This window comes from Xenorhabdus sp. TH1, assembly GCF_037260955.1.
Lineage (GTDB): Bacteria > Pseudomonadota > Gammaproteobacteria > Enterobacterales > Enterobacteriaceae > Xenorhabdus > Xenorhabdus griffiniae.
This window is the reverse complement of the sequence record NZ_CP147734.1, coordinates 2,687,472-2,710,999: the sequence shown is the minus strand read 5'-3', so window position 1 is coordinate 2,710,999 and position 23,528 is coordinate 2,687,472. Positions and strand designations below refer to the sequence as shown.

Genomic DNA, 23,528 nt, shown 5'->3' with positions numbered 1-23,528 from the left:
TACAATGAGGGAGTGAATTTGTTTAAGGTATCTTAAATTTTATATTTAATTCAAACTGTTATATGAATTATGTTTTTCATCTGTTTTAATGCTATTAATTTCAGGAACTGCCTATGAATACACAAGACAGTCCAAAAAACACCCAGAAGGACACCCTGAATTCTGTCGTTTTTTTTACCTCTGCCGGACTGATTATTGCATTTTCTCTGTTCACTATTTTTTTCACAGATGCAACCAGTATTTGGATAAAAAATACACTGAATTGGGTGTCTAAAACTTTCGGTTGGTATTATTTACTGGCTGCGACGCTTTACATTGTGTTTGTTGTTTTTGTCGCGGCTTCCCGTTTTGGTTCAATCAAATTGGGACCGGAACAATCTAAGCCGGAATTCAGTTTGCTAAGTTGGGCGGCGATGCTGTTTGCCGCTGGGATCGGCATTGATTTGATGTTTTTCTCGGTGGCTGAACCTGTCACGCAATATATGCAGCCACCAACGGGTCAAGGGGAAACTATTGAAGCAGCTCGTCAGGCGATGGTGTGGACGCTGTTCCATTATGGCCTGACGGGCTGGTCTATGTACGCCTTGATGGGAATTGCACTGGGATATTTTAGTTATCGTTATAATTTGCCTTTGACTATCCGCTCGGCACTTTATCCTATTTTTGGTGATCGCATTAAAGGATTAATCGGTCATACGGTGGATATTGCGGCAGTAATAGGGACCATTTTTGGTATTGCAACGACGCTGGGAATTGGGGTTGTGCAGTTGAATTATGGTCTGAAAGTTCTTTTCGACTTACCGCAAGGATTGGGGATCCAGGGTGGATTGATACTATTATCTGTGGGGATAGCCATTATCTCCGTAACTTCCGGCGTAAACAAAGGCATTCGATTTTTGTCTGAATTGAATGTCCTGCTGGCTCTTGGCTTGGTTTTATTCATTTTGTTTATGGGCGATACCGAATTCCTGCTTAACGGATTAGTGCAGAACGTCGGGGATTATATCAGCCGTTTTATGGGTATGACGCTGAACAGTTTTGCCTTTGAACGCCCCACTGAATGGATGAATAACTGGACTCTGTTTTTCTGGGCATGGTGGGTGGCCTGGTCGCCGTTTGTAGGGCTGTTCCTGGCGCGCATTTCCCGTGGCAGAACGATTCGCCAGTTTGTTATGGGAACATTAGTCATTCCATTTGTTTTTACACTGCTGTGGCTATCGATTTTTGGTAACAGTGCGTTGTATGAAATTCTGCATGGTAATCGCCAGTTGGCGGAAACCGTGTTACAACACCCAGAACAAGGTTTTTATCGTTTGCTGGCACTTTATCCGGCATTCACGTTCAGTGCTTCTGTGGGCACCATTACCGGATTGCTGTTTTATGTCACGTCGGCGGATTCTGGTTCGTTAGTGCTGGGAAATTTCACCTCTAATCTAAGTGATATCAATAATGATGCACCGAATTGGTTGCGTATCTTTTGGTCGGTGGCAATCGGTGTATTAACGCTGGGTATCCTCATGACGGATGGTATTCCTGCTTTGCAAAATACCACGGTTATCATGGGGCTACCTTTTAGTTTTGTGATCTTCTTTGTCATGGCGGGGCTATATAAGTCTTTGCGGGTAGAGGATTTCCGTAAAGCCAGCTCGCTGCAAAATACCTCCCCCACTCTTATGCATGACAATGGCTCATTGAATTGGAAGCAGCGTTTGAGCCGTATGATGCACTTTCCTGGTACGAAAAACACTCAGCGAATGCTGGATATGGTGTGCCGTCCCGCGATGTTAGAAGTGGCTAAAGAGTTAGTTGTACGTGGTGCGAAAGTGCAGTTTAATGCACTGCCAGCTAAAGAGAACAAACGGCTGAATCCACTAGAATTAATTGTTGATTTAGGGGATGAACAGAATTTTATCTATCAAATCTGGCCGCAACGCTATTCTGTACCTGGATTTACCTATCGGGCGAGAGCGGGCAAGTCTCACTATTATCGGTTGGAGACTTTTCTGATGGAAGGAACACAGGGTAATGATTTGATGGACTATACGAAAGAGCAAATCATTAGCGATATTCTTGATCACTATGAAAAACATCTGAATTTTATTCACCTGAACCGAGAAGCTCCGGGGCAAACATTGATTTTTCCCAGTGGAGGTTAATTGGCAGGAAGATAAGCGAAATAGAGTAAAGGATAAGAGTAAATGATAAAAAATCGCCTGTGTTATCTGAAATGACAGGCGATTTTTTATTAAAACAGAGAATGATTTTATCAGGCGCGGTTTTCCGACTAACCTGGTGTTTTCTGCTGCTCGATGTATTGCCGGATGATCGAGATCGGCGCACCTCTGCAACTGCTTGCAAAATAGCTCGGTGTCCACAGAACGCCTTTGTAGTAATAGCGTAGAGCAATATCTGGACGGTCACGCCGAAGCAGCCTGCTGGAAACGTCTTTAAGACTGTTGACCAGATTCGATACTGCGAGCTTTGGCGGGGAGTTGATCAGCAAATGCACGTGGTCGTATTCGCCGTCCATTTCAACCAGTTCAACACCAAAATCAGCACATACGCTGCTAAAGTAGCTGCGTAGCTTTTCGATGGCATCAAGATCGAATATCTTTCGTCGATACTTGGCGACGAATACCAAGTGGACGTGCATCAGGAAAACACCGTGTCTTCCGCGTCGACTATCAGTTTCTTTTGTCATAGACCAAAGTATAATGATAGTCATGAAACGACTTCAAGCCTTCAAATTCCAGTTAAGACCAAATGGTCAGCAGGAGCGCGATATGCGACGCTTCGCAGGGGCTTGTCGCTTCGTTTTTAACCGTGCACTGGCACTCCAGAATGAGAACCATGCAGCAGGGAATAAATATCTCCCTTACACCAAAATGGCTTCATGGCTGATTGAGTGGAAATCCGTACCTGAAACACAATGGCTGAAAGAATCTCCCTCGCAACCGTTGCAGCAGTCACTGAAAGATCTGGAGCGCGGCTACAAAAATTTCTTCCAGAAGCGGGCTGCATTCCCCCGCTTCAAAAAACGTGGTCAACATGACTCATTCCGCTACCCGCAGGGCGTGAAGCTCGATCAGCCCAACAGTCGAATCTCGTTGCCAAAGTTAGGGTGGATACGCTATCGCAACAGCCGTGAAGTCATTGGCGAAGTGAAAAACGTCACGGTCAGCCAGTCATGCGGCAAATGGTACGTCAGTATCCAGACTGAATACGAAGTGACTGACCCTGCTCACAATGCAGAATCAATGGTCGGACTGGATGCCGGAGTAACAAAACTTGCCACGCTTTCAGATGGCACGGTATATCAGCCAGTAAGCAGCTTCAAAGCAAACCAACGTAAGCTGGCAACACTCCAGCGGCAGTTGAGTCGCAAAGTAAAATTCAGCGCAAACTGGCAGAAACAAAAACGGAAAATCCAGTGTTTGCACTCGCACATTGCCAATATCCGGCGCGACTACCTTCACAAAGTCACCAGTGAAATCAGCAAAAACCACGCGATGATCGTCATTGAAGACTTGAAGGTCAGTAACATGTCGAAATCGGCAAAAGGCACGGCAGAGAAGCACGGAAGAAACGTCAGAGGCAAATCAGGCTTGAACCGCTCGATACGGGATCAAGGCTGGCATGAAATGCGCCGTCAGCTTGAGTACAAGCAGCTCTGGCGCGGTGGTCAGGTAGTGGCGATACCTCCGGCATACACCAGCCAGCGGTGTGCCTGCTGTGGTCATACGGCGAAAGAAAACCGTCAGACGCAAAGTCAATTCGTGTGTCAGGTATGCGGCTACACCGCGAACGCGGATGTAAACGCCGCACGTAATATTTTAGCGGCAGGACATGCCGTGCTTGCCTGTGGAGGGATGGTGCAGTCAGACCGCCCGTTGAAGCAGGAACCCACCGAGGTGAGTCAGGCTTCGGTCTGAACGCTGTAGGAATCCCCGTCCTTTAGGGCGGGGAGGATGTCAATTCATCCTGGCGGGAGTCGAATGCCTGTTTACATTCGAAGAAATCCGTTCGTTGAAGTTTTGCTGAAAAATTGACTAGAGTTTCATGATCTCTTTCTGTATATTTATACAGTATTTTGATGTGAGGAGATCAGATGCGCAAAATTATTCATATTGATATGGATTGCTTTTTTGCTGCCGTTGAAATGCGGGATAATCCATCACTCCGTAATATTCCCATTGCTGTCGGGGGAAGCGCTGATCGAAGGGGCGTCATTAGTACGGCAAATTATCTTGCCCGCCGTTTCGGGGTGCATAGTGCGATGTCTACGGCTACGGCATTAAGACTTTGTCCTCAATTGAAAGTCATCCCTGGCAGAATGGCGCATTATAAAGAAGTGTCTCAACATATTCGTCAAATTTTTTCCCGTTACACTGAGTTGATCGAACCACTTTCTTTAGATGAGGCCTATCTGGATGTGACGGATTGCCATTATTGTCACGGTTCCGCCACGTTGATTGCTCAAGAAATCCGTCAGGTCATTTTTGATGAATTGCAGTTAACGGCCTCGGCTGGTGTAGCACCAGTGAGGTTTTTAGCCAAAATAGCGTCTGATATCAATAAACCCAATGGGCAATATGTTATCTCTCCTGAACAAGTTGAAACTTTTATCAAGTCGCTGGCATTATGCAAAATTCCCGGTGTTGGAAAGGTTACCGCTAAGCGGTTGTCAGACATGGGGTTAGCGACCTGTTCTGACGTGCAGCGTTATGACAAGCTGGCACTAATAAAAAGTTTAGGTAAGTTTGGTTTGACGCTTTGGCAGCGTTGTCATGGTATTGATGAACGACAGATCACGCCAGAACGTTTGCGTAAGTCCGTTGGGGTGGAGGAAACTTTGGCACAGGATATCCATGAATGGCATGAATGTGTTGAACTCATTGAAAAACTTTATCCTGAACTGAAAAAACGATTGGAAAAGGTAAAACCCGATCTCCGCATAGCTCGTCAAGGTATCAAATTAAAGTTTGACGATTTTCAATTGACAACACAGGAACATGTCCATCCCATATTGGATAAACGCGATCTGATTCAAATAGCAAAGCAGGCTTGGGAAACACGCAGGGAAGGGCGGGGAGTCAGGCTGGTTGGGTTGCAGGTGACGTTACAAAATCCACAACTGGAGCGGCAGCTTTTATTGGAATGGTAAGGTGTAAAGGACGCAATCTCCCCCACAAACAAGATGGCAGGGGAGCGGCAATATAATTTTCTATTATTCTTTAGCCGGAATAGCCTTGAGAATTGCGGTGAGTAGCTGCCAATATTGACCGACACTCTTAATGTGTACTTTCTCATCAGGGGAGTGAGCACCCCGAATAGTTGGTCCAATAGAAACCATGTCCATATCAGGATACGGTTTTTTGAACAGGCCACACTCCAAACCCGCGTGGATCACCATGATATTCGGTGTCTTATCGAAGAGTTGGTGATAAGTTTCACGCACCAAATGCATGATGGGCGAATTGGCGTCAGGTTGCCAGCCCGGATAGCTGCCACTTGCTACGGTTTCGGCTCCAGACAGTTTTGCCAGAGAATGCAGCATTTCAACAACATAAACCTTGCCACTTTCGATAAGTGAACGGATCAGGCAAATAACCTCGGCTTTCTCTTCGTCCATGGTTATAACGCCTACGTTTAGCGAAGTTTCTACCACACCTTTGGCAACATCGCTCATACGAATAACACCATTCGGCATACTATTGAGCATGGATATGAAGCGTGTCTGGCAATCCGTGGTTAATGCGTGTGATGATGCTTTGGTTTCATCCAACAAGAGAGTGAGATTGTTTTCAACGACAGAATATTCGTTTTTCAATGTCTCCAGATAGTTATCTTTCAATTGATGGAGTTTTTCAACTTTGTCAGCAGGAACCGCAATCACGGTAGAACCTTCACGAGGAATAGCATTGCGCAGGGTTCCACCTTGCAGATGAATTAATTTCAGTTCCAACTCGTCGGAATACGTGGCCAGGAAACGAGCCAGTAATTTGTTGGCGTTACCCAACCCCAGATGAATATCACCGCCAGAGTGACCGCCTTTTAATCCCTTAATCGTCAATTGTAGTGTCTTATAGTTAGCTGGCAGCGCTTCACGGGACAGGTGTAAGGTTGTGAAAAAATCAATGCCGCCTGCACAACCCATGTAGATTTCGCCTTCTTCTTCTGAATCTGTATTGATCAGAACGTCAGCTTGCAGCCAGCCAGATTTCAGGCCGAATGCACCATCCATGCCGGCCTCTTCGGTCATGGTCAGCAAAACTTCCAATGGTCCATGTTTAACGGATTCGTCCGCCAAAACGGCCAGAGCAGAAGCCATACCAATACCGTTATCTGCGCCTAAAGTTGTACCATCAGCCGTAACCCAGTCACCATCGATATAAGGGCGAATAGGATCTTTTGTGAAATCGTGTTGAGTATCGTTATTTTTCTGTGGAACCATATCAAGGTGTGCTTGAAGGACAACCGCCTTGCGATTTTCCATACCTTTTGACGCTGGCTTTCTGATCAAAATATTACCCACTTCATCCCGCTCTACATGGAATCTTTTGCTTTTTGCCCACGCAATAATATGGGATGCGAGAGCTTCTTCATGATAAGAGGGGTGAGGAATGGAACAGATCTGGGCAAAAATATCCCATAAGGGTTGTGGGGATAGCGTTGATAATTCGGACACGGCGAATCTCCTATAACTGAATCTTGGTGAGAGAAATGGTAATGTTTGGTGCATCAGGGAGTTTTTATCATCTGCATTGACCCTAGGCTTGAGAATATCATTTTATTGTCAGCAATGGGCTGTGAGAATGAGGGCTTACCCTGTTTTTACTGGTTTTTGTTGGTTCAAATCACTATAATCTCGCGCAACCTTTTTTCCGCAAAAAACGCTTTTCTGAAATATTCTTTAGTTTCCAGGATGTAATTTTATGAGTGAAAAATATGTTGTAACGTGGGATATGTTGCAAATGCATGCCCGTCAATTGGCGCAACGTTTACTTCCCGTAGAACAGTGGAAAGGCATTATTGCCGTTAGCCGTGGTGGTCTGGTTCCGGGAGCGTTACTGGCTCGTGAGTTGGGAATTCGCCATGTCGATACGGTTTGTATTTCCAGCTATGATCACGATAACCAGCGCGAGTTGAAAGTATTAAAAAAAGCGGAAGGTGACGGTGAAGGGTTCATTGTTGTTGATGATCTGGTTGATACTGGGGGTACAGCCCAGGCAATCCGTGACATGTATCCGAAAGCGCATTTTGTAACGATTTTTGCCAAACCCGCCGGACGCCCTCTTGTGGATGATTATGTTATTGACATTCCCCAAAACACATGGATTGAGCAGCCTTGGGATATGGGAGTCGTGTTCGTTCCACCCGTTTGTGAAAAGTAGTAAGATTTTTCTTTTGCCATGACGAAACAAAACCTTTCAGAATCGCTGTTTAAGCCTCGGTTTAAACATCGGGAGACCTCTACACTGGTAAAATATACTCGCCCACAGTCCGTAACTACCAGTGATAGTATGCTTGGTGGGGAGCGCCGCGAGCGGTGGTATCGTATGATTAATTGGCTCGCTTGGATCTGGAGGGGGGTAAATCCGCTAGAAATTCAAGATGTCCTCAGCCGGATTGCCGTGACGGATGCCGAACGCAGTACTGAACATTTGTTGGATACTGTGGTCGGCTATCGTAAAGGAAACTGGGCATTTGAGTGGTCTCAGCAGGCAATGTACTGGCAACAGGAAGCGTTGCATACTGAAGATACGGAAAAAGCCGGGTCATGTTGGTTAAAGGCTGCAACGCTATATAGTATTGCAGCTTATCCTCATTTGCGCGGTGATGAACTGGCCGATCAGGCCATTGTGTTGGCTAATAAAGCCTATGAAAACGCGGCGCGTTTTTCTGACTACGAATTAAAAAAGCTGGAATTTCAGTTGGAAGGGGGCAAAAGCGTTACCGGGTTATTACACCTGCCTTCCCATGTACCAGGACCTTGTCCGACGATATTAGTTTGTGCCAGCCTTGATAATGTCCAGAGTGATTGCTGGCGGTTGTTTCGTGAATACTTATCGCCTCTTGGCTTTGCCATGTTAACACTGGATATGCCTTCTGTTGGTTATTCCGCTAAATTTACGTTAACGCAGGATACCTGCGTACTTCATCAACAAGTTTTACAACAGCTAGATAGCGTGCCATGGATTGATCATACCCGTGTAGGCGTATTTGGTTTTCGTTTTGGGGCGAATATCGCTGTTCGGCTTGCTTATCTGGAACCGAAACTGATTAAAGGCGTATCGGTGGTAGGCCCGATTGTGCATGAATTACTGCATGATGAAAAATTACAGCAGAAAATCCCGTCAATGTATATTGACGTCTTGGCTAGTCGTTTAGGTATTTATCACGTTGATGAAAAGAGATTACGTTCAGAATTAGCGTGTTATTCGTTGAAGAATCAAGGGCTATTGGGCCGTCGTTGTACTGTGCCCATGTTTTCAGTGTATTGGGAAGATGATATTTTCAGCCCAAGGAAAGACTCAACGTTGATTGCGATGTCATCAATGGAAGGTTTAGTACGAGCTATTCCTGCAACCTCAGTTTATAGTGGTTTCAATAAGGCATTACACGAGATAAGTGTATGGTTGAAAGATAAAGTTTTATAAAATTAAATTTATCACTTGATATTTTTTAATCGTTTGATACAAAGGTATTCTGTATATAAGGAGACCTTTGTATGACTTTACCTGTCAGTTATTCTAAAAATAGGTTGTTAAAGCGCTTTTCTGCATTAGGGCCGTATGTACGTGAATTAAAGTGCCAAAATGGTTATTTTTTCTTTGACTGTTTAGCTGTTTGTGTCAGTGCCAAAGTAGCGCCAGAAAAACGTGAATTTTGGGGATGGTGGTTAGAGTTAGAAGAGCAGGATCAAGGTTTTGTTTATAACTATCAGATAGGCTTATTCGATAAACAGGGTGAATGGCGTGTCATGAAGATCAAAAAAAAAGCCGATCTTGAGTACCTTGAATCAATGCTACAGGCATTTCACAAACGTCTGGTTGATTCTTGTGAAACGCTCAAACTCACATTGATCCCATCTGAAAACACCGTCACCCTGCAGACGCAATTGATAGCGTAATTTGTTTTTAACCTGCTTTTGCTAAATTTTGCGTTATGTCAGTTGGCATAACGCCTCTCTCCTGTTAAAACTGAGCACTGTTTTTTCAAATTAACTGTAATGGCAGAAATATGATGAATGGCAGCCAAACATTGGTTGTGAAACTGGGGACGAGTGTATTGACCGGTGGCTCTCGTCGTTTGAATCGTGCCCATATTGTGGAACTGGTTCGTCAATGTGCTAAACAGCATGAAAAAGGTCACCGCATTATCATTGTGACTTCTGGTGCGATTGCCGCTGGACGTGAACATTTAGGATATCCTGATCTTCCAGCAACTATTGCTTCAAAACAATTGCTGGCAGCTGTTGGGCAAAGTCGCCTGATCCAATTGTGGGAACAGCTTTTCTCTATTTATGGTATTCACGTCGGGCAAATGCTCTTGACCCGTGCAGATTTGGAAGATCGTGAGCGCTTCTTAAACGCAAGGGATACCCTTCAGGCTTTGCTTGATAATCACATCGTTCCCATTATTAATGAAAATGATGCTGTTGCGACAGCAGAGATTAAAGTGGGTGACAATGATAACCTTTCTGCACTGGCTGCTATTTTGGGAAGTGCAGATAAGCTGTTGCTTCTGACAGATATAGCAGGGCTTTATACCGCAGATCCTCGTAGTAACCCTGATGCAACCTTGATCCCTGAAGTGTATGACATTAGTGATGAACTGAAAATGATGGCAGGGGACAGCGTTTCGGGGTTAGGCACGGGGGGAATGGCAACAAAACTTCAGGCGGCAGGTGTAGCTGGACGTGCTGGCATTGATGTCATTATTGCCGCGGGTAATAGGCCGGATGTGATTGCTGATGTAATCTCAGGGAAATCGGTTGGAACACGTTTTCATGGCCTGGCTAGCCCAATGGAAAACCGTAAACGTTGGATTTTTGGGGCACCTCCGGCAGGGGAAATTATTGTCGATCATGGTGCAGAAGCGGCGATTATAGGGAAAGGTAGTTCGTTGCTACCAAAAGGGATCAAAAACGTTAAAGGTGATTTTTCCCGCGGTGAAGTCATTTGTATCCGTAGCTTATCGGGTAAAGATTTGGCCCATGGCGTGTGCCGTTACAATAGTGATGCACTACGCCTGATAGCTGGCCATCATTCACAGCAAATTAGCCAGATATTGGGTTATGAATATGGCGCTGTTGCGGTTCACCGTGACGATTTGATTGTAATTTAATGAATTGCGTGAGTTAAGGACTTCACCATGCTAGAGCAGATGGGAAAAGCAGCCAAAGCCGCATCGTGGCAATTGGCGCAATTGAGTACCAGTCAGAAAAACCAAGCGTTAAATCACATTGCTGATTTGTTGGAGACGGAGATTGAAATGATTCTTGCTGCTAACCAGCAAGATATGAAGCAAGCTCGTGAACAGGGGATGAGCGAAGCACTACTCGACCGGTTATTACTGACACCTGAGCGGCTGAATGCCATTGCCAATGATGTGCGCCAAGTCTGCCGTTTGGCTGATCCTGTCGGGCAAGTTATTGACGGGCAATTATTGGATAATGGATTGCAATTGAGCCGTCGCCGAGTTCCGTTGGGTGTGATTGGCGTGATATATGAAGCCCGGCCCAATGTCACTATTGATGTGGCATCGTTATGTCTGAAAACCGGTAATGCAGTGATATTACGTGGGGGTAAAGAGACTCACCACACTAATCAAGCGATGGTTAAGGTTATCCAGCAGGCATTGGAACAAAGTGGATTGCCGGCGGCCGCGGTTCAGGCTATCAATAAACCTGATCGTGAGTTGGTGGCTGAATTGCTGAAAATGGATCGTTATGTCGATATGCTGATCCCAAGAGGCGGTGCGGGGTTACATAAATTGTGCCGGGAACAATCGACAATCCCTGTAATTACTGGCGGTATTGGTGTTTGTCATACATTTGTGGATGAAACCATCAATATCGAAAAAGCGTTGGAAATCATTACTAATGCGAAAGTCCAGCGTCCAAGCGCTTGTAATTCACTGGAAACATTATTGGTGCATGAAAAAATAGCAGCCGATTTCTTGCCAGTTTTGAGTATCAGAATGAAGGAGCAGGGTGTGACATTACACGCCAGCAAATCAGCGATGACATTGCTGAAAGATGGCCCTGCAACTGTCGTTGAAGTGGCAGAGGAAGATTACTGTGATGAATGGTTATCTTTAGATATGAATGTGGATATTGTCAGCGATATCGATCTGGCTATTGAGCATATTCGTACTTATGGTACATCCCATTCCGATGCGATATTGACGGAATCTTTGCAACAGGCTGAGTACTTTGTGCGCCATGTGGATTCAGCTGCGGTATATGTGAATGCCAGCACGCGTTTTACTGATGGTGGACAATTTGGTTTGGGAGCGGAAGTGGCTGTCAGTACCCAGAAATTACACTCCCGTGGCCCAATGGGGCTTGATGCACTGACAACATATAAGTGGATTGGTTATGGTGATTATTTACCGCGGAGTTGACCATCTCTTATTTTGATTAGACTTTATTGAACTATGTTGGGTCACACTTAATTCTAAGTGTGACTTTTTGAACCATTAAAAATGCTTTTTTACATAGTGTAATCGTTTGGTTTCTAAACGTTATGTTTAGGTTTAATTTTATAGACTCTTCGGGGAAACAATGAAATGAAAAAAACGCTATTCATCGTAGGTGCACGGGGTGCAGGAAAGACAACAATAGGTAAGTTACTGTCTGATGCGCTGTCGTATAAATTTATTGACACCGATGAAAGTATTCAGACCATGAATAAAATGACGATAGCCGATCTTGTTGAACAATATGGCTGGGAACATTTTAGAAAATTAGAAAGCCAAACGTTGAAAACGGTTAGCCAGAATGAACATGTCATTTCAACAGGTGGCGGAATGGTGTTGTCGCTTGAGAATCGCCAATATATGCAACACAATGGTATTGTTATTTATTTACAGGCAACGGCAAGCGTTTTGAGTAATCGATTATCTCTCAATCCAGAAAATACGCAACGTCCTAGTCTAACAGGGAAATCTATCATAGAAGAAATGGAAGGAATATTGGTTGAAAGAGAGCCATTATACCAGGAGTGTGCCCATTTTATTGTCGATGCCAATCTTGCAACAGAAGAGATCGTATCTCACATTAAGTCTTACATTCTAAACCAGAAAAATAAATTAATTTGATGGATAAAGGCATTTAAGTGTATTTTTTAGGGAAGCCTTATATAACAAATTGCCCGTATAACTTATAGTATCACCCTATTTACTCACTTTAATTTTATTAATTATATTTGAGATATGGACATGCTCTTAAATTTTATTCGGTTACTTGTTCGTGTACTCTTTAGGATTACAATCGAAGGTGATACCAAACAGTTACAACAATACCCTAAATGCATTATTACTCCCAACCATATTTCGTTTCTGGATGGTCTGTTAATTGGGTTATTCCTGCCAATAAAGCCTGTATTTGCTATTTATTCTAATATTGCAACCCGCAGTTTTTTCAAATTTATCAAGCCTTATGCAGATATTGTACCTTTAGATCCTACTAACTCAATGGCAGTTAGGACATTGGTTAAAGAAGTGGACAAAGGGCGTCCGATTGTGATTTTTCCTGAAGGAAGGATCACTGTAACAGGCTCCCTTATGAAAATTTATGATGGTGCCGCTTTTATTGCCGCAAAATCAGGTGCGAAAGTAATACCAATCCGAATTGATGGTGCAGAGCAAACGGTTTTTGGTCGGTTAAAAGGAATTATGAAATTGCATTGGTTCCCGAAAATCACTCTCAAGATTTTACCTGCCATTGACCTGCCAATGCCTGATGCACCCGATTCAGCAACATGTCGTCGTTTGGTAGGAGAACACCTCCATGCCATTATGATGGAAGTGAGAATGCAGACGCGCCCAAAGGAGACGTTATTCAATGCTTACCTTACTGCGCAAAAACGTTTTGGCCGTTTTAAGCCCTGTATTGAAGATGTGAACTTTAAAGAAGATAGCTATCATTCATTACTGAAAAAAATATTGACTATCAGTCGGAGCTTAGAACACTTTACACAAGAAGGTGAGCGAATTGGTCTGCTGTTTCCAAATGCAACTGTGATGGCAGCTGCCGTATATGGTGCTTCGTTAAAAGGACGGGTGCCAGCCCTTTTGAATTATATGGCAGGAAGCCGTGGCATTAAACTTGCTATGCAAGCGGCATCCATTAAAACTATTGTAACCTCCCGCCAATTCCTGGAAAACGAGCAGTTAGCTCATCTACCAGAACAAGTAACCGAAGCTAATTGGGTATATCTCGAAGATTTAAAGGGCATGCTCACGCCGGAAGATAAGTTTTGGATATTGTGGTATTTGATTTTCCCTTCCAAAGCTATTTTGGCTGCGCAAAAACCGGATGATGATGCATTGATCCTGTTTACGTCAGGCTCAGAAGGTGTACCCAAAGGCGTTGTTCATAGTCATACCAGTTTGTTGGCAAACGTTGAGCAGATAAAAACAATCGCTGATTTTACTCCACTAGATCGTTTTATGTCTTCTTTACCTCTATTCCATGCTTTTGGTCTAACAATGGGTCTATTTACTCCATTAATGACAGGTAGTCGGGTATTCCTTTATCCAAACCCTTTGCACTATCGTGTTGTGCCTGAATTGGTCTATGATCAAAATTGTACTGTGTTGTTCGCAACGTCAACTTTCTTGGGGAATTATGCTCGTTTTGCCCACCCTTATGATTTTGCCCGTCTGCGTTATGTCGTGGCTGGGGGGGAAAAACTGTCAGAAAACACGAAGCGAATTTGGCAAAATAAATTTGGTATCCGTATCTTAGAAGGTTATGGGATAACGGAATGTGCATCGATAGTCGCAATCAATGTACCGATGGCGGCAAAAACAGGAACAGTTGGGCGGATTTTACCAGGTATGGAAGCGCGCTTGCTGCCTATACAGGGTATTGAGAGAGGGGGGCGGTTACAGCTACGCGGGCCAAATGTTATGAAAGGATATCTGCGAGTTGAAGCGCCTGAGCGTTTAGAGCCACCCGCTGCGAAAGACTCAGAAGGAAATAATCAAATTGGTTGGTATGATACCGGAGATATTGTTTCTATTGATGAAGAGGGTTTCTGTACGATCAAAGGACGTGTGAAACGATTTGCCAAACTTGCAGGGGAAATGGTTTCTCTCGACGCGGTAGAACAAATCGCTTCTCATGTTTCTACTGATGGGCTACATGCGGCTATAACCAGAAGTGATCGAAGCAAAGGTGAAGCACTGGTATTGTTCACTACAGATGCGAATCTAAATAGAAACAGAATGCTAGGAGTGGCACGTGAAATGGGTATGCCTGAGTTGTCGGTTCCACGAGATATTCGTTATGTGAAGCAATTTCCTTTGCTCGGTAGTGGTAAACCGGATTTTGTCATCCTAAGAGAAATGGCCGAACAAGAGTAAGGAAATGGATATCACAGTGGAAAGACAATCGTTACTCACTCTCTTTGGCAATTACGGGCTATGGATTTGGGATCTACTTCGGAAAAATTAATTTCTTATAGAATTGAAGGCCTGTTATGGATGAAAAATTCCTGAATCAGCTTAGTATTGAACTTGGCAAGAGATTAATACGTAAAAAATTATCCGTGACCTGTGCAGAATCTTGCACAGGGGGGTGGATAGCTAAAGTGATTACAGATATCGCGGGAAGTTCAGCCTATTTCAATCGTGGTTTCGTGACTTATAGTAATGATGCTAAACATGAAATGCTGGGCGTCTTGCCAGAGTCATTGGCGCAATTTGGTGCGGTCAGTGAGCAGGTCGTAAGAGAGATGGCGACAGGAGCATTGGCTGTTGCTAAGGCAGATATTTCTGTTGCAGTCAGCGGTATTGCTGGGCCAGAAGGGGGCAGTGAGGAAAAACCAACCGGCACAGTTTGGTTTGGGTTTGCTTTTTACGTTAACAAAAACATTCAGACTGTAGTATATCGCCAGCATTTTTCGGGTGATCGTAATGCAGTGCGTCTACAAGCCGTCATTTTTTCTTTAAAAACCTTATTGGATGAAGTCATAAAAAATTAGCTTGATGCTGTATGATTATACTGTATAATCATACAGCACTTTGGTATCAGAAACAGTTTATCAGCAGTGAGGCAGCCCCTTCATTGCTTGCGAAGGAGTAAATATGGCTAACGATGAAAACAAACAAAAAGCACTAGCAGCAGCGCTGGGCCAAATTGAGAAACAGTTTGGTAAAGGCTCCATCATGCGTTTGGGTGAAAACCGCTCAATGGATGTGGAAACTATTTCTACTGGCTCCCTGTCACTGGATATTGCATTGGGTGCGGGTGGTTTGCCGATGGGCCGTATTGTTGAAATCTATGGGCCAGAATCTTCTGGTAAGACAACGCTGACACTGCAAGTCATTGCCGCTGCCCAGCGCGAAGGCAGAACTTGTGCTTTTATTGATGCCGAACATGCTCTTGACCCAGTTTATGCGAAAAAACTGGGTGTAGATATTGATAACCTGTTATGTTCTCAGCCTGATACTGGCGAACAGGCATTGGAAATTTGTGATGCTTTATCACGTTCTGGTGCTGTTGATGTGATTATTGTTGACTCTGTTGCAGCGTTAACACCAAAAGCAGAAATTGAAGGCGAAATCGGCGATTCTCATATGGGTCTGGCTGCACGTATGATGAGCCAAGCGATGCGTAAGTTAGCGGGGAATTTGAAAAACTCGAATACTCTGTTGATTTTTATCAACCAGATCCGCATGAAAATTGGTGTGATGTTTGGTAACCCTGAAACGACTACAGGTGGTAATGCGCTGAAGTTCTACGCATCTGTCCGTTTGGATATTCGCCGTACTGGTTCGGTGAAAAATGGCGACGAAGTGGTTGGTAGCGAAACACGTGTGAAAGTGGTCAAGAACAAGGTTGCTGCGCCATTTAAACAGGCCGAATTCCAAATTCTCTATGGTGAAGGCATTAATACTTTTGGCGAGTTGGTTGATCTGGGTGTTAAACACAAAATGGTAGAAAAAGCAGGTGCATGGTATAGCTACAATGGTGAAAAAATTGGACAAGGTAAAGCCAATGCCACTATGTATCTGAAAGAGCATCCAGAAATTGCATCCGAATTGGATAAGAAATTGCGCGATTTACTGTTGAATAATACAGGTGAGTTCAATAGTGCAGCTACGGATTACGTGACAGATTATGAAGACAACGGCGAAGAAGTGAATCCCGAAGAGTTTTAATTACTCATTTGCCTTCCAATTCAGTCATAATATAGAGCTAATTTGGCTTTTAAAAAACCACATCCATATCGGGTGTGGTTTTTATTTTTATACCTGTTTCTCTGGAGGAAATAAACATCCTTGAAATAGGCGTATTGAAACAGGTGTAACGAACAGGCTTTCAGAAAATCTTTAGACGAATTACAATGCTCGATGGCGAATGGATTTATATGGGATTTTACTTCTTATGGAAGACATTCTATCTTAACCCTACTTTAATTTATTCGTGAGTTGAAATGGTGACGCGATATACCACCTCAACCATTCATAGATCTGTTTTTTCAGCTTGATTTCGGGACAATTATGAGCAAAAGCACCGCTGAGATCCGTCAAGCGTTTCTTGACTTTTTTCATACTAAAGGGCACCAGATAGTGCCAAGCAGCTCGTTGGTGCCAACCAATGATCCAACATTGTTGTTCACCAACGCAGGGATGAACCAGTTTAAAGATGTCTTTTTAGGATTGGATAATAGACCTTATTCTAGAGCAACAACGGCTCAGCGCTGTGTTCGTGCTGGTGGTAAACATAACGATCTAGAAAATGTGGGTTATACAGCTCGTCACCACACTTTCTTCGAAATGTTGGGCAACTTCAGTTTTGGCGATTATTTTAAACAAGATGCAATTAAATACGCATGGGAGTTACTGACCAGCGAAAAGTGGTTTAACCTGCCAAAAGAAAAACTGTGGGTTACTGTCTATGAGACAGACGATGAAGCTTATGACATTTGGCATAAAGAAGTCGGTGTTCCAGCAGAAAGAATCATCCGTATAGGTGATAACAAAGGTGCTCCATATGCGTCAGATAATTTCTGGCAAATGGGGGATACTGGCCCATGTGGTCCTTGTACGGAAATTTTCTACGACCACGGTGAACATATTTGGGGAGGTCCTCCAGGCAGCCCAGAAGAAGACGGTGACAGATATATTGAAATTTGGAACATCGTTTTCATGCAATTCAACCGTCATGCCGATGGTACTATGGAGCCGTTGCCAAAACCTTCCGTTGATACCGGCATGGGGTTGGAGCGTATCACCGCCGTCTTGCAACATGTCAACTCAAACTACGAGATTGATCTATTCCAGAGTTTAATTGCTTCGGTTGCAGAAGTGACAGGAGCGACAGATCTTACCAATAAATCTCTGCGTGTTGTTGCAGACCATATCCGTGCATGTGCGTTCCTGATTTGCGATGGGGTTATTCCATCCAATGAAAACCGCGGCTATGTGCTTCGTCGTATCATTCGCCGTGCTGTTCGTCATGGTAACATGTTGGGGGCAAGAGAAGCCTTTTTCTACAAGCTCGTTGCACCATTGATTAAATTTATGGGAGCAGCCGGTGAAGAGCTGAAACAGCAGCAGACTTTGGTTGAGCAGGTATTAAAAACCGAAGAAGAACAGTTTGCCCGTACTTTGGAACGTGGTTTGCAGTTGCTGGATGAAGAGCTGGCTAAATTATCTGGTGATACGCTCGACGGTGAAACCGTTTTCCGCTTGTATGATACCTATGGTTTCCCTGTTGATCTGACTGCAGATGTTTGTCGTGAACGTAATATCAAAGTTGATGAAACTGGTTTTGATACAGCAATGGAGAACCAGCGTCGTCGTGCTCGTGAATCCAGTGGTTTTGGTGCAGATTACAATGAGCTTATCAAGGTTGATGGACGCAGTGATTTTTGCGGTTATGAACATAATTCACAGCAATCTTCTGTTATCGCTATTTTCCGCAATGGCCAAGCTGTTGAGCAAATTCATGCCGGTGAAGAAGCGCTCGTTATACTTGATAAGACCGCTTTTTACGCTGAGTCTGGTGGACAGGTCGGTGATACGGGTAAATTGTCGAACGATACTGGTGTATTCGACGTCGTCGATACACAAAAATATGCTCAGGCAATTGGCCACATTGGTAAATTGAAAAGTGGTAGTTTAAGCGTTAATCATACAGTTAATGCTGAAATTGATGTGGTACGCAGAGACGCTATTCGTTTGAATCACTCAGCGACCCACTTATTACATGCAGCATTACGTCAAATTTTGGGAGAACACGTTGCCCAAAAAGGCTCTTTGGTAAATGATAAGTATCTGCGTTTTGACTTCTCTCATTTTGAAGCCATGAAGCCAGAACAGATCCGTCAAGTCGAAAATTTGGTGAATGAAGAAATTCGCAAAAATTCACCTATTGTTACAGAATTAATGGAGTTGGAAGAAGCAAAAGCCAAAGGTGCTATGGCATTGTTTGGTGAAAAGTATGAAGAAAAGGTGCGTGTGCTTAGCATGGGCGGTTTTTCTACCGAACTATGTGGTGGTACTCATGCGAGTCGCACCGGTGATATAGGGGTGTTCCGTATATCCAGTGAATCAGGTACAGCAGCCGGTATTCGCCGTATTGAAGCTATTACGGGGCAAACTGCGTTAAATTCTATCCATCAACAGGCTGATTTACTGCAAGATATTGCTCATCTGGTGAAAGCTGATATCAGTAGCCTAAATGAGAAAGTGAAAACGGCACTGGACAGAGCGAAACAATTGGAAAAAGAGTTGCAACAGTTGAAATCTCAGCAAGTAGCTCAGGAAAGTTCCTCTTTGGCGAGTCAAGCCAAAGAAATCCAAGGTGTTCGTCTACTGGTGACACAATTAGGTGATATAGAACCAAAAATGCTCAGAACAATGGTTGATGATTTAAAAAATCAGTTAGGATCAGCAATTATTGTGCTTTCTACGGTGACTGGTGATAAAGTCAGTCTAACTGTTGGTATAACGAAGGATTTGACTGCTAAAATAAAAGCAGGCGATTTAATCTCTTTTGTTGCCCAACAGGTTGGAGGTAAAGGAGGAGGACGTCCTGATTTGGCTCAGGCTGGCGGGACTGATATCGCAGCTCTTCCTTCCGCGTTAGCTAGTGTAGAAGAGTGGGTAACATTGCGGTTATAGTTGGTATTGCTGTGACAGCAGCGGCACTATGAAAGCGTTTTTTTATAGTGCCGGATGTTTTTTGTTGTGAAATTGTTGAAATGTTGGGCACATACTTATATTTTAGCTATCCTATAGATATAGGAAATGTGTTCAAAACTGCTTATACTTTAAGTAGATATCATTGCTTTACGTTTTCACGGTGTTTGATGGATAATAGCGGGGAAACCTAGAGACCCGACTCTTTTAAATTTTCAAGGAGCAAAGAATGCTTATTCTGACTCGTCGAGTTGGTGAAACGCTCATGATAGGCGATGAGGTAACAGTCACAGTACTGGGAGTTAAAGGCAACCAAGTTCGCATTGGTGTAAATGCACCCAAGGAAGTTTCTGTTCACCGTGAAGAGATTTATCAACGGATTCAGGCAGAGAAATCTCAGCCTACAACTTTTTAATTCAAGAATGGCGTCCACGCTTTTTTTAAGACATGGGCGCTACTTTACTTCCTTTTCTCCGTCTCTTTCCACTTTTCTGTTTTGTAACTTTACTCTGTTCATCCTTTTTCAATACCTTGATTCTATTCTCTCATGTTTTTTTATTTTCTATCTGTTGAAAAAGCCTCATTCATAAGGTCATAGAGATGAATAATCATTTTCGTAATTTTTGACAGTTATTAGATAATTTCACTGCTGATAAAACAGTCTGTTAGATGTTAAACCCAGCATTTTGCGTGTTAAATATTCAAACGGAAAAAAGTTGCGAAAAATTGTTTGACTTATCAGACAGGGAAAGTAATATGTGCGCCATCGCAGCGACGAAGAGCTTGAAGAAAAGCTTCTGAGTGAATACCGGAAGTAAAAATTCTAAGTCGCAGGTTTTAAAAATGGTGAGGTGGCCGAGAGGCTGAAGGCGCTCCCCTGCTAAGGGAGTATGTGGTTAAGAGCTGCATCGAGGGTTCGAATCCCTCCCTCACCGCCATTTAATATGCATCCATAGCTCAGCTGGATAGAGTACTCGGCTACGAACCGAGCGGTCGGAGGTTCGAATCCTCCTGGATGCACCATTTAAATACCGCGATTTTTTAGGTATCTCAATTCTAGTCAGGCAATCATTAGCGCCTGAGCAGAAATAGAAAACCGACAATGCATCCATAGCTCAGCTGGATAGAGTACTCGGCTACGAACCGAGCGGTCGGAGGTTCGAATCCTCCTGGATGCACCATTTTAGATATCCGAATTTTTGGGTATCCCAATTATATCTAGTCAGGTAATCAATAGCACCTGGACAGAAATAGAAAATCGACAATGCATCCATAGCTCAGCTGGATAGAGTACTCGGCTACGAACCGAGCGGTCGGAGGTTCGAATCCTCCTGGATGCACCATTTTAGATATCCGAATTTTTGAGTATCCCAATTATATCTAGCCAGGTAATCAATAGCACCTGAACAGAAATAGAAAATCGACAATGCATCCATAGCTCAGCTGGATAGAGTACTCGGCTACGAACCGAGCGGTCGGAGGTTCGAATCCTCCTGGATGCACCAGATTAAAACCCCTGCCTTAATAAAGGCAGGGGTTTTCTTTTTTTATTTCTATTTGAATATAACATTCGTTTCATTAATCCTGTTTATTATTTGGTCTGTGGTGTATTGTCACCCCTATGTAATCAGCGACAACTTGACTTGTTTCAGATAAAGTAACCTCTTAGTAATAATCTTTTAAATTCCACGGGAGGACAAATTGATCCCGGACGTATCAAAAGCATTGTCATGGTTAGAGTCAAACCCTACTGTATTAAATGGTATTTGTCGTGGTATTGAACGTGAAACATTGCGTGTTACTCCAGACGGTCATTTAGCTAAGTCAGAGCATCCAAAATCACTTGGTGCTTCTTTAACGCATAAATGGATTACAACTGATTTTGCTGAATCTTTATTGGAGTTTATTACCCCTGTTGATAGCAATTTAGATAGAACCATTGCTTTCCTTAAAGATTTGCATATCTATACCGCCCGGAATCTGAGTAATGAAAAGATGTGGCCTTTAAGTATGCCATGTTTTATCGAGGAAGAAGAAAATATCACTTTGGCTCAATATGGTACATCTAACTTGGGCCGCTTTAAGACCTTGTACCGTGAAGGATTAAAGAGCCGTTATGGCGCTCTAATGCAAACAATTTCTGGTGTGCATTATAATTTTTCTCTACCAATGAGTTTTTGGCAGGCATGGTTAGGTATTAAAGATGCCGAAACAGGAAAAGATCTGATTTCAGATGGTTACCTGCGTTTGATCCGTAATTATTACCGCTTTGGCTGGGTAATCCCTTATTTATTTGGTGCATCACCGGCAATTTGTTCTTCGTTCTTACGTGGACGAAATACAGCATTATCTTTTGAAAAAACAGAGGTAGGGACTTGTTATCTGCCTTATGCGACTTCGTTGAGGATGAGTGATCTGGGGTATACCAACAAATCGCAAAGTGATCTGAATATTACTTTTAATAATCTTCATACTTATGTAGAAGGTCTCAAGAAAGCAATTCATAAGCCATCTAAAGAATTTGCGGCAATCGGTATCAAAAAAGGAGATAAATATTTACAGCTCAACACTAATGTTCTTCAAATTGAAAATGAGCTGTATGCACCGATACGTCCAAAACGAGTTACGAAAGAAGGAGAATCACCTTCAGACGCTTTATTGAGAGGTGGTATAGAATATATTGAAGTGCGTTCTTTAGATATTAATCCTTTTTCCTCTATTGGCGTTGATGAGACGCAAATTCGTTTTCTTGACTTATTTTTGATATGGTGTGCTTTGGCTGATGCTCCTGAAATGGGAAATGAGGAGCTTGCATGTTGTCGTGGAAACTGGAATAAAATTATCTTAGAAGGACGCAAGCCAGGGTTGTCTATTAACCTTGGTTATGGAATTGAGCAACAGCCATTTAAGATCGTAGGGCAGGAATTATTCAGGGATTTAGAGCGAGTTGCTGAAGTCTTGGATGCCTGTTCAGGAACCCAATATCAATCAGTTTGTAAAGAATTGGTTAATATGTTTGAAGATCCATCGCTAACGTTTTCAGCACGAGTCCTGAACAAGATGAAATCTCAGGGGATAGTTGGATTTGGGTTAGAACTGGCAGAGCAGTATCATAGTGAATTGGTTGAAGAACATTATTCAATTTTGGATGATGAAAATTTTTCCATTGAGCGTGAAGCTTCTGTATCACGTCAGCATAGCCTTGAACAGCAAGATAGTATGAGTTTTGAAGAGTATTTAAAACTTCATGCGGGGTATTAAAAAAAGAAAATGGCCACCGATGGTGGCCAAATAAAATATCTTAGAGAATAGGATGATAACAATTTTGCGCGTCTTCCTATATTATGACTAGCTACAAATGAAAAGGTTTCATCCATCTTAAAAAAATCTTCGTAAAAAATCTGATACCTTAGGAGGTAATATTATGCCTTTATTAGATAGTTTTACAGTTGACCATACCCGTATGGCGGCACCTGCTGTTAGAGTTGCAAAGACAATGAAAACTCCCCATGGAGATACTATTACAGTATTTGATTTACGTTTTTGTGTTCCTAATAATGCAGTGATGCCAGAACGAGGTATTCACACACTTGAACATTTGTTTGCGGGTTTTATGCGCAATCATTTGAATGGTGATGGTGTTGAAATCATTGATATCTCTCCAATGGGATGTCGTACTGGTTTTTATATGAGCTTGATCGGTGTTCCAGAAGAATTGAGAGTAGCTGATGCTTGGAAAGCTGCAATGGAAGACGTGCTAAAAGTTCAAGATCAGAGCCAGATCCCAGAATTGAACATTTATCAGTGCGGTACATATGAAATGCACTCATTGAAAGAAGCTCAAGATATTGCTCAGCGTATTCTTGATTCTGGTGTTCGTGTCAATTATAACGATGAATTGGCATTGCCTGAAGAAAAACTAGTGGAGCTTCAGGTTTAGTTTGTTAGATATGGTATCTCAACAACGATGACATTTGGCTATGGAGTTTTCGGTTAAGCAGCCAAATTTGCTTTATGTTATTGAAGGGCTAGCTTATCTTACTAGCCCTATATTGATGGTTCTTTTTTTTCTAATTTACTTGAGAATCGACATATAGAAAAATGGAATATGATGTATTGATTTATAATAATAGGGAAGTTTC

Annotated in this window: 18 protein-coding genes and 5 tRNA genes; 21 read left to right on the top strand and 2 right to left on the bottom strand. The window is 43.1% G+C overall.

Annotation, left to right across the window (positions count from 1 at the left end):
- The first annotated feature begins 113 nt into the window (after positions 1 to 113).
- Complete coding sequence (locus tag WDV74_RS11905) at positions 114 to 2,156, top strand: choline transporter (RefSeq protein WP_338882993.1); 2,043 nt, start codon at positions 114 to 116, stop codon at positions 2,154 to 2,156.
- A gap of 128 nt (positions 2,157 to 2,284) precedes the next feature.
- On the opposite strand, the gene tnpA is transcribed toward WDV74_RS11905, so the two are convergent.
- Positions 2,285 to 2,701 (bottom strand): IS200/IS605 family transposase, encoded by a 417-nt coding sequence (gene tnpA, locus WDV74_RS11900; protein ID WP_338885605.1) that lies wholly within the window; start codon positions 2,699 to 2,701, stop codon positions 2,285 to 2,287.
- A gap of 22 nt (positions 2,702 to 2,723) precedes the next feature.
- Between tnpA and WDV74_RS11895 the strand changes: the two genes are divergently transcribed.
- Both WDV74_RS11895 and dinB read left to right on the top strand, forming a co-directional pair.
- Complete coding sequence (locus tag WDV74_RS11895) at positions 2,724 to 3,932, top strand: transposase (RefSeq protein ID WP_338882992.1); 1,209 nt, start codon at positions 2,724 to 2,726, stop codon at positions 3,930 to 3,932.
- Positions 3,933 to 4,108: 176 nt separating this feature from the next.
- Positions 4,109 to 5,164, top strand: coding sequence for a DNA polymerase IV (gene dinB, locus WDV74_RS11890; protein ID WP_338882991.1), 1,056 nt, complete (start codon positions 4,109 to 4,111; stop codon positions 5,162 to 5,164).
- A 63-nt stretch (positions 5,165 to 5,227) separates the two neighbouring features.
- Here dinB and pepD read toward each other — a convergent pair whose 3' ends face one another.
- A complete protein-coding gene (gene pepD, locus WDV74_RS11885; protein ID WP_338882990.1) occupies positions 5,228 to 6,688 on the bottom strand; it encodes a beta-Ala-His dipeptidase in 1,461 nt (486 codons plus the stop codon).
- 247 nt (positions 6,689 to 6,935) lie between these two features.
- Here pepD and gpt point away from each other — a divergent pair, with 247 nt between their 5' ends.
- The 18 genes from gpt to luxS all read left to right on the top strand — a co-directional run bounded on the left by gpt (position 6,936) and on the right by luxS (position 23,326).
- A complete protein-coding gene (gene gpt / locus WDV74_RS11880; RefSeq protein WP_273558934.1) occupies positions 6,936 to 7,394 on the top strand; it encodes a xanthine phosphoribosyltransferase in 459 nt (152 codons plus the stop codon).
- Positions 7,395 to 7,412: 18 nt separating this feature from the next.
- Positions 7,413 to 8,660, top strand: a complete 1,248-nt coding sequence (frsA, locus tag WDV74_RS11875) for an esterase FrsA (protein WP_273558935.1) — start codon at positions 7,413 to 7,415, stop codon at positions 8,658 to 8,660.
- A gap of 71 nt (positions 8,661 to 8,731) precedes the next feature.
- A complete protein-coding gene (crl, locus tag WDV74_RS11870) occupies positions 8,732 to 9,133 on the top strand; it encodes a sigma factor-binding protein Crl (RefSeq protein ID WP_273558937.1) in 402 nt (133 codons plus the stop codon).
- 110 nt (positions 9,134 to 9,243) lie between these two features.
- Positions 9,244 to 10,350 carry a glutamate 5-kinase gene (gene proB, locus WDV74_RS11865; protein WP_273558938.1) on the top strand — a complete coding sequence of 369 codons (1,107 nt, stop codon included), beginning with the start codon at positions 9,244 to 9,246 and terminating at the stop codon, positions 10,348 to 10,350.
- 27 nt (positions 10,351 to 10,377) lie between these two features.
- Entirely contained in the window at positions 10,378 to 11,631 is a 1,254-nt protein-coding gene (gene proA / locus WDV74_RS11860) for a glutamate-5-semialdehyde dehydrogenase (RefSeq protein WP_338882989.1), read from the top strand.
- 165 nt (positions 11,632 to 11,796) lie between these two features.
- Positions 11,797 to 12,327, top strand: coding sequence for a shikimate kinase AroL (gene aroL, locus WDV74_RS11855; RefSeq protein WP_273558942.1), 531 nt, complete (start codon positions 11,797 to 11,799; stop codon positions 12,325 to 12,327).
- A 120-nt stretch (positions 12,328 to 12,447) separates the two neighbouring features.
- Positions 12,448 to 14,598, top strand: a complete 2,151-nt coding sequence (gene aas, locus WDV74_RS11850) for a bifunctional acyl-ACP--phospholipid O-acyltransferase/long-chain-fatty-acid--ACP ligase (RefSeq protein WP_338882988.1) — start codon at positions 12,448 to 12,450, stop codon at positions 14,596 to 14,598.
- Between the two features lie 116 nt (positions 14,599 to 14,714).
- Entirely contained in the window at positions 14,715 to 15,218 is a 504-nt protein-coding gene (gene pncC, locus WDV74_RS11845) for a nicotinamide-nucleotide amidase (RefSeq protein WP_338882987.1), read from the top strand.
- Positions 15,219 to 15,321: 103 nt separating this feature from the next.
- Positions 15,322 to 16,398: a recombinase RecA gene (recA, locus tag WDV74_RS11840; protein ID WP_338882986.1), complete on the top strand. Its 1,077-nt coding sequence runs from the start codon at positions 15,322 to 15,324 to the stop codon at positions 16,396 to 16,398.
- A 342-nt stretch (positions 16,399 to 16,740) separates the two neighbouring features.
- Positions 16,741 to 19,368 (top strand): alanine--tRNA ligase, encoded by a 2,628-nt coding sequence (alaS, locus tag WDV74_RS11835; protein WP_338882985.1) that lies wholly within the window; start codon positions 16,741 to 16,743, stop codon positions 19,366 to 19,368.
- A gap of 247 nt (positions 19,369 to 19,615) precedes the next feature.
- Positions 19,616 to 19,801: a carbon storage regulator CsrA gene (gene csrA, locus WDV74_RS11830; RefSeq protein WP_010845367.1), complete on the top strand. Its 186-nt coding sequence runs from the start codon at positions 19,616 to 19,618 to the stop codon at positions 19,799 to 19,801.
- 430 nt (positions 19,802 to 20,231) lie between these two features.
- A tRNA-Ser gene (locus WDV74_RS11825) sits at positions 20,232 to 20,324 on the top strand.
- Between the two features lie 8 nt (positions 20,325 to 20,332).
- Positions 20,333 to 20,409: transfer RNA gene (locus WDV74_RS11820), tRNA-Arg, on the top strand.
- 81 nt (positions 20,410 to 20,490) lie between these two features.
- A tRNA-Arg gene (locus tag WDV74_RS11815) sits at positions 20,491 to 20,567 on the top strand.
- Between the two features lie 85 nt (positions 20,568 to 20,652).
- Positions 20,653 to 20,729 (top strand) — tRNA-Arg (locus WDV74_RS11810).
- 85 nt (positions 20,730 to 20,814) lie between these two features.
- A tRNA-Arg gene (locus WDV74_RS11805) sits at positions 20,815 to 20,891 on the top strand.
- 196 nt (positions 20,892 to 21,087) lie between these two features.
- A complete protein-coding gene (gene gshA / locus WDV74_RS11800) occupies positions 21,088 to 22,647 on the top strand; it encodes a glutamate--cysteine ligase (RefSeq protein WP_338882983.1) in 1,560 nt (519 codons plus the stop codon).
- Positions 22,648 to 22,810: 163 nt separating this feature from the next.
- On the top strand, positions 22,811 to 23,326 hold the full coding sequence (gene luxS / locus WDV74_RS11795) for an S-ribosylhomocysteine lyase (protein ID WP_338882982.1): 516 nt from the start codon (positions 22,811 to 22,813) through the stop codon (positions 23,324 to 23,326).
- Positions 23,327 to 23,528: the final 202 nt, after the last annotated feature.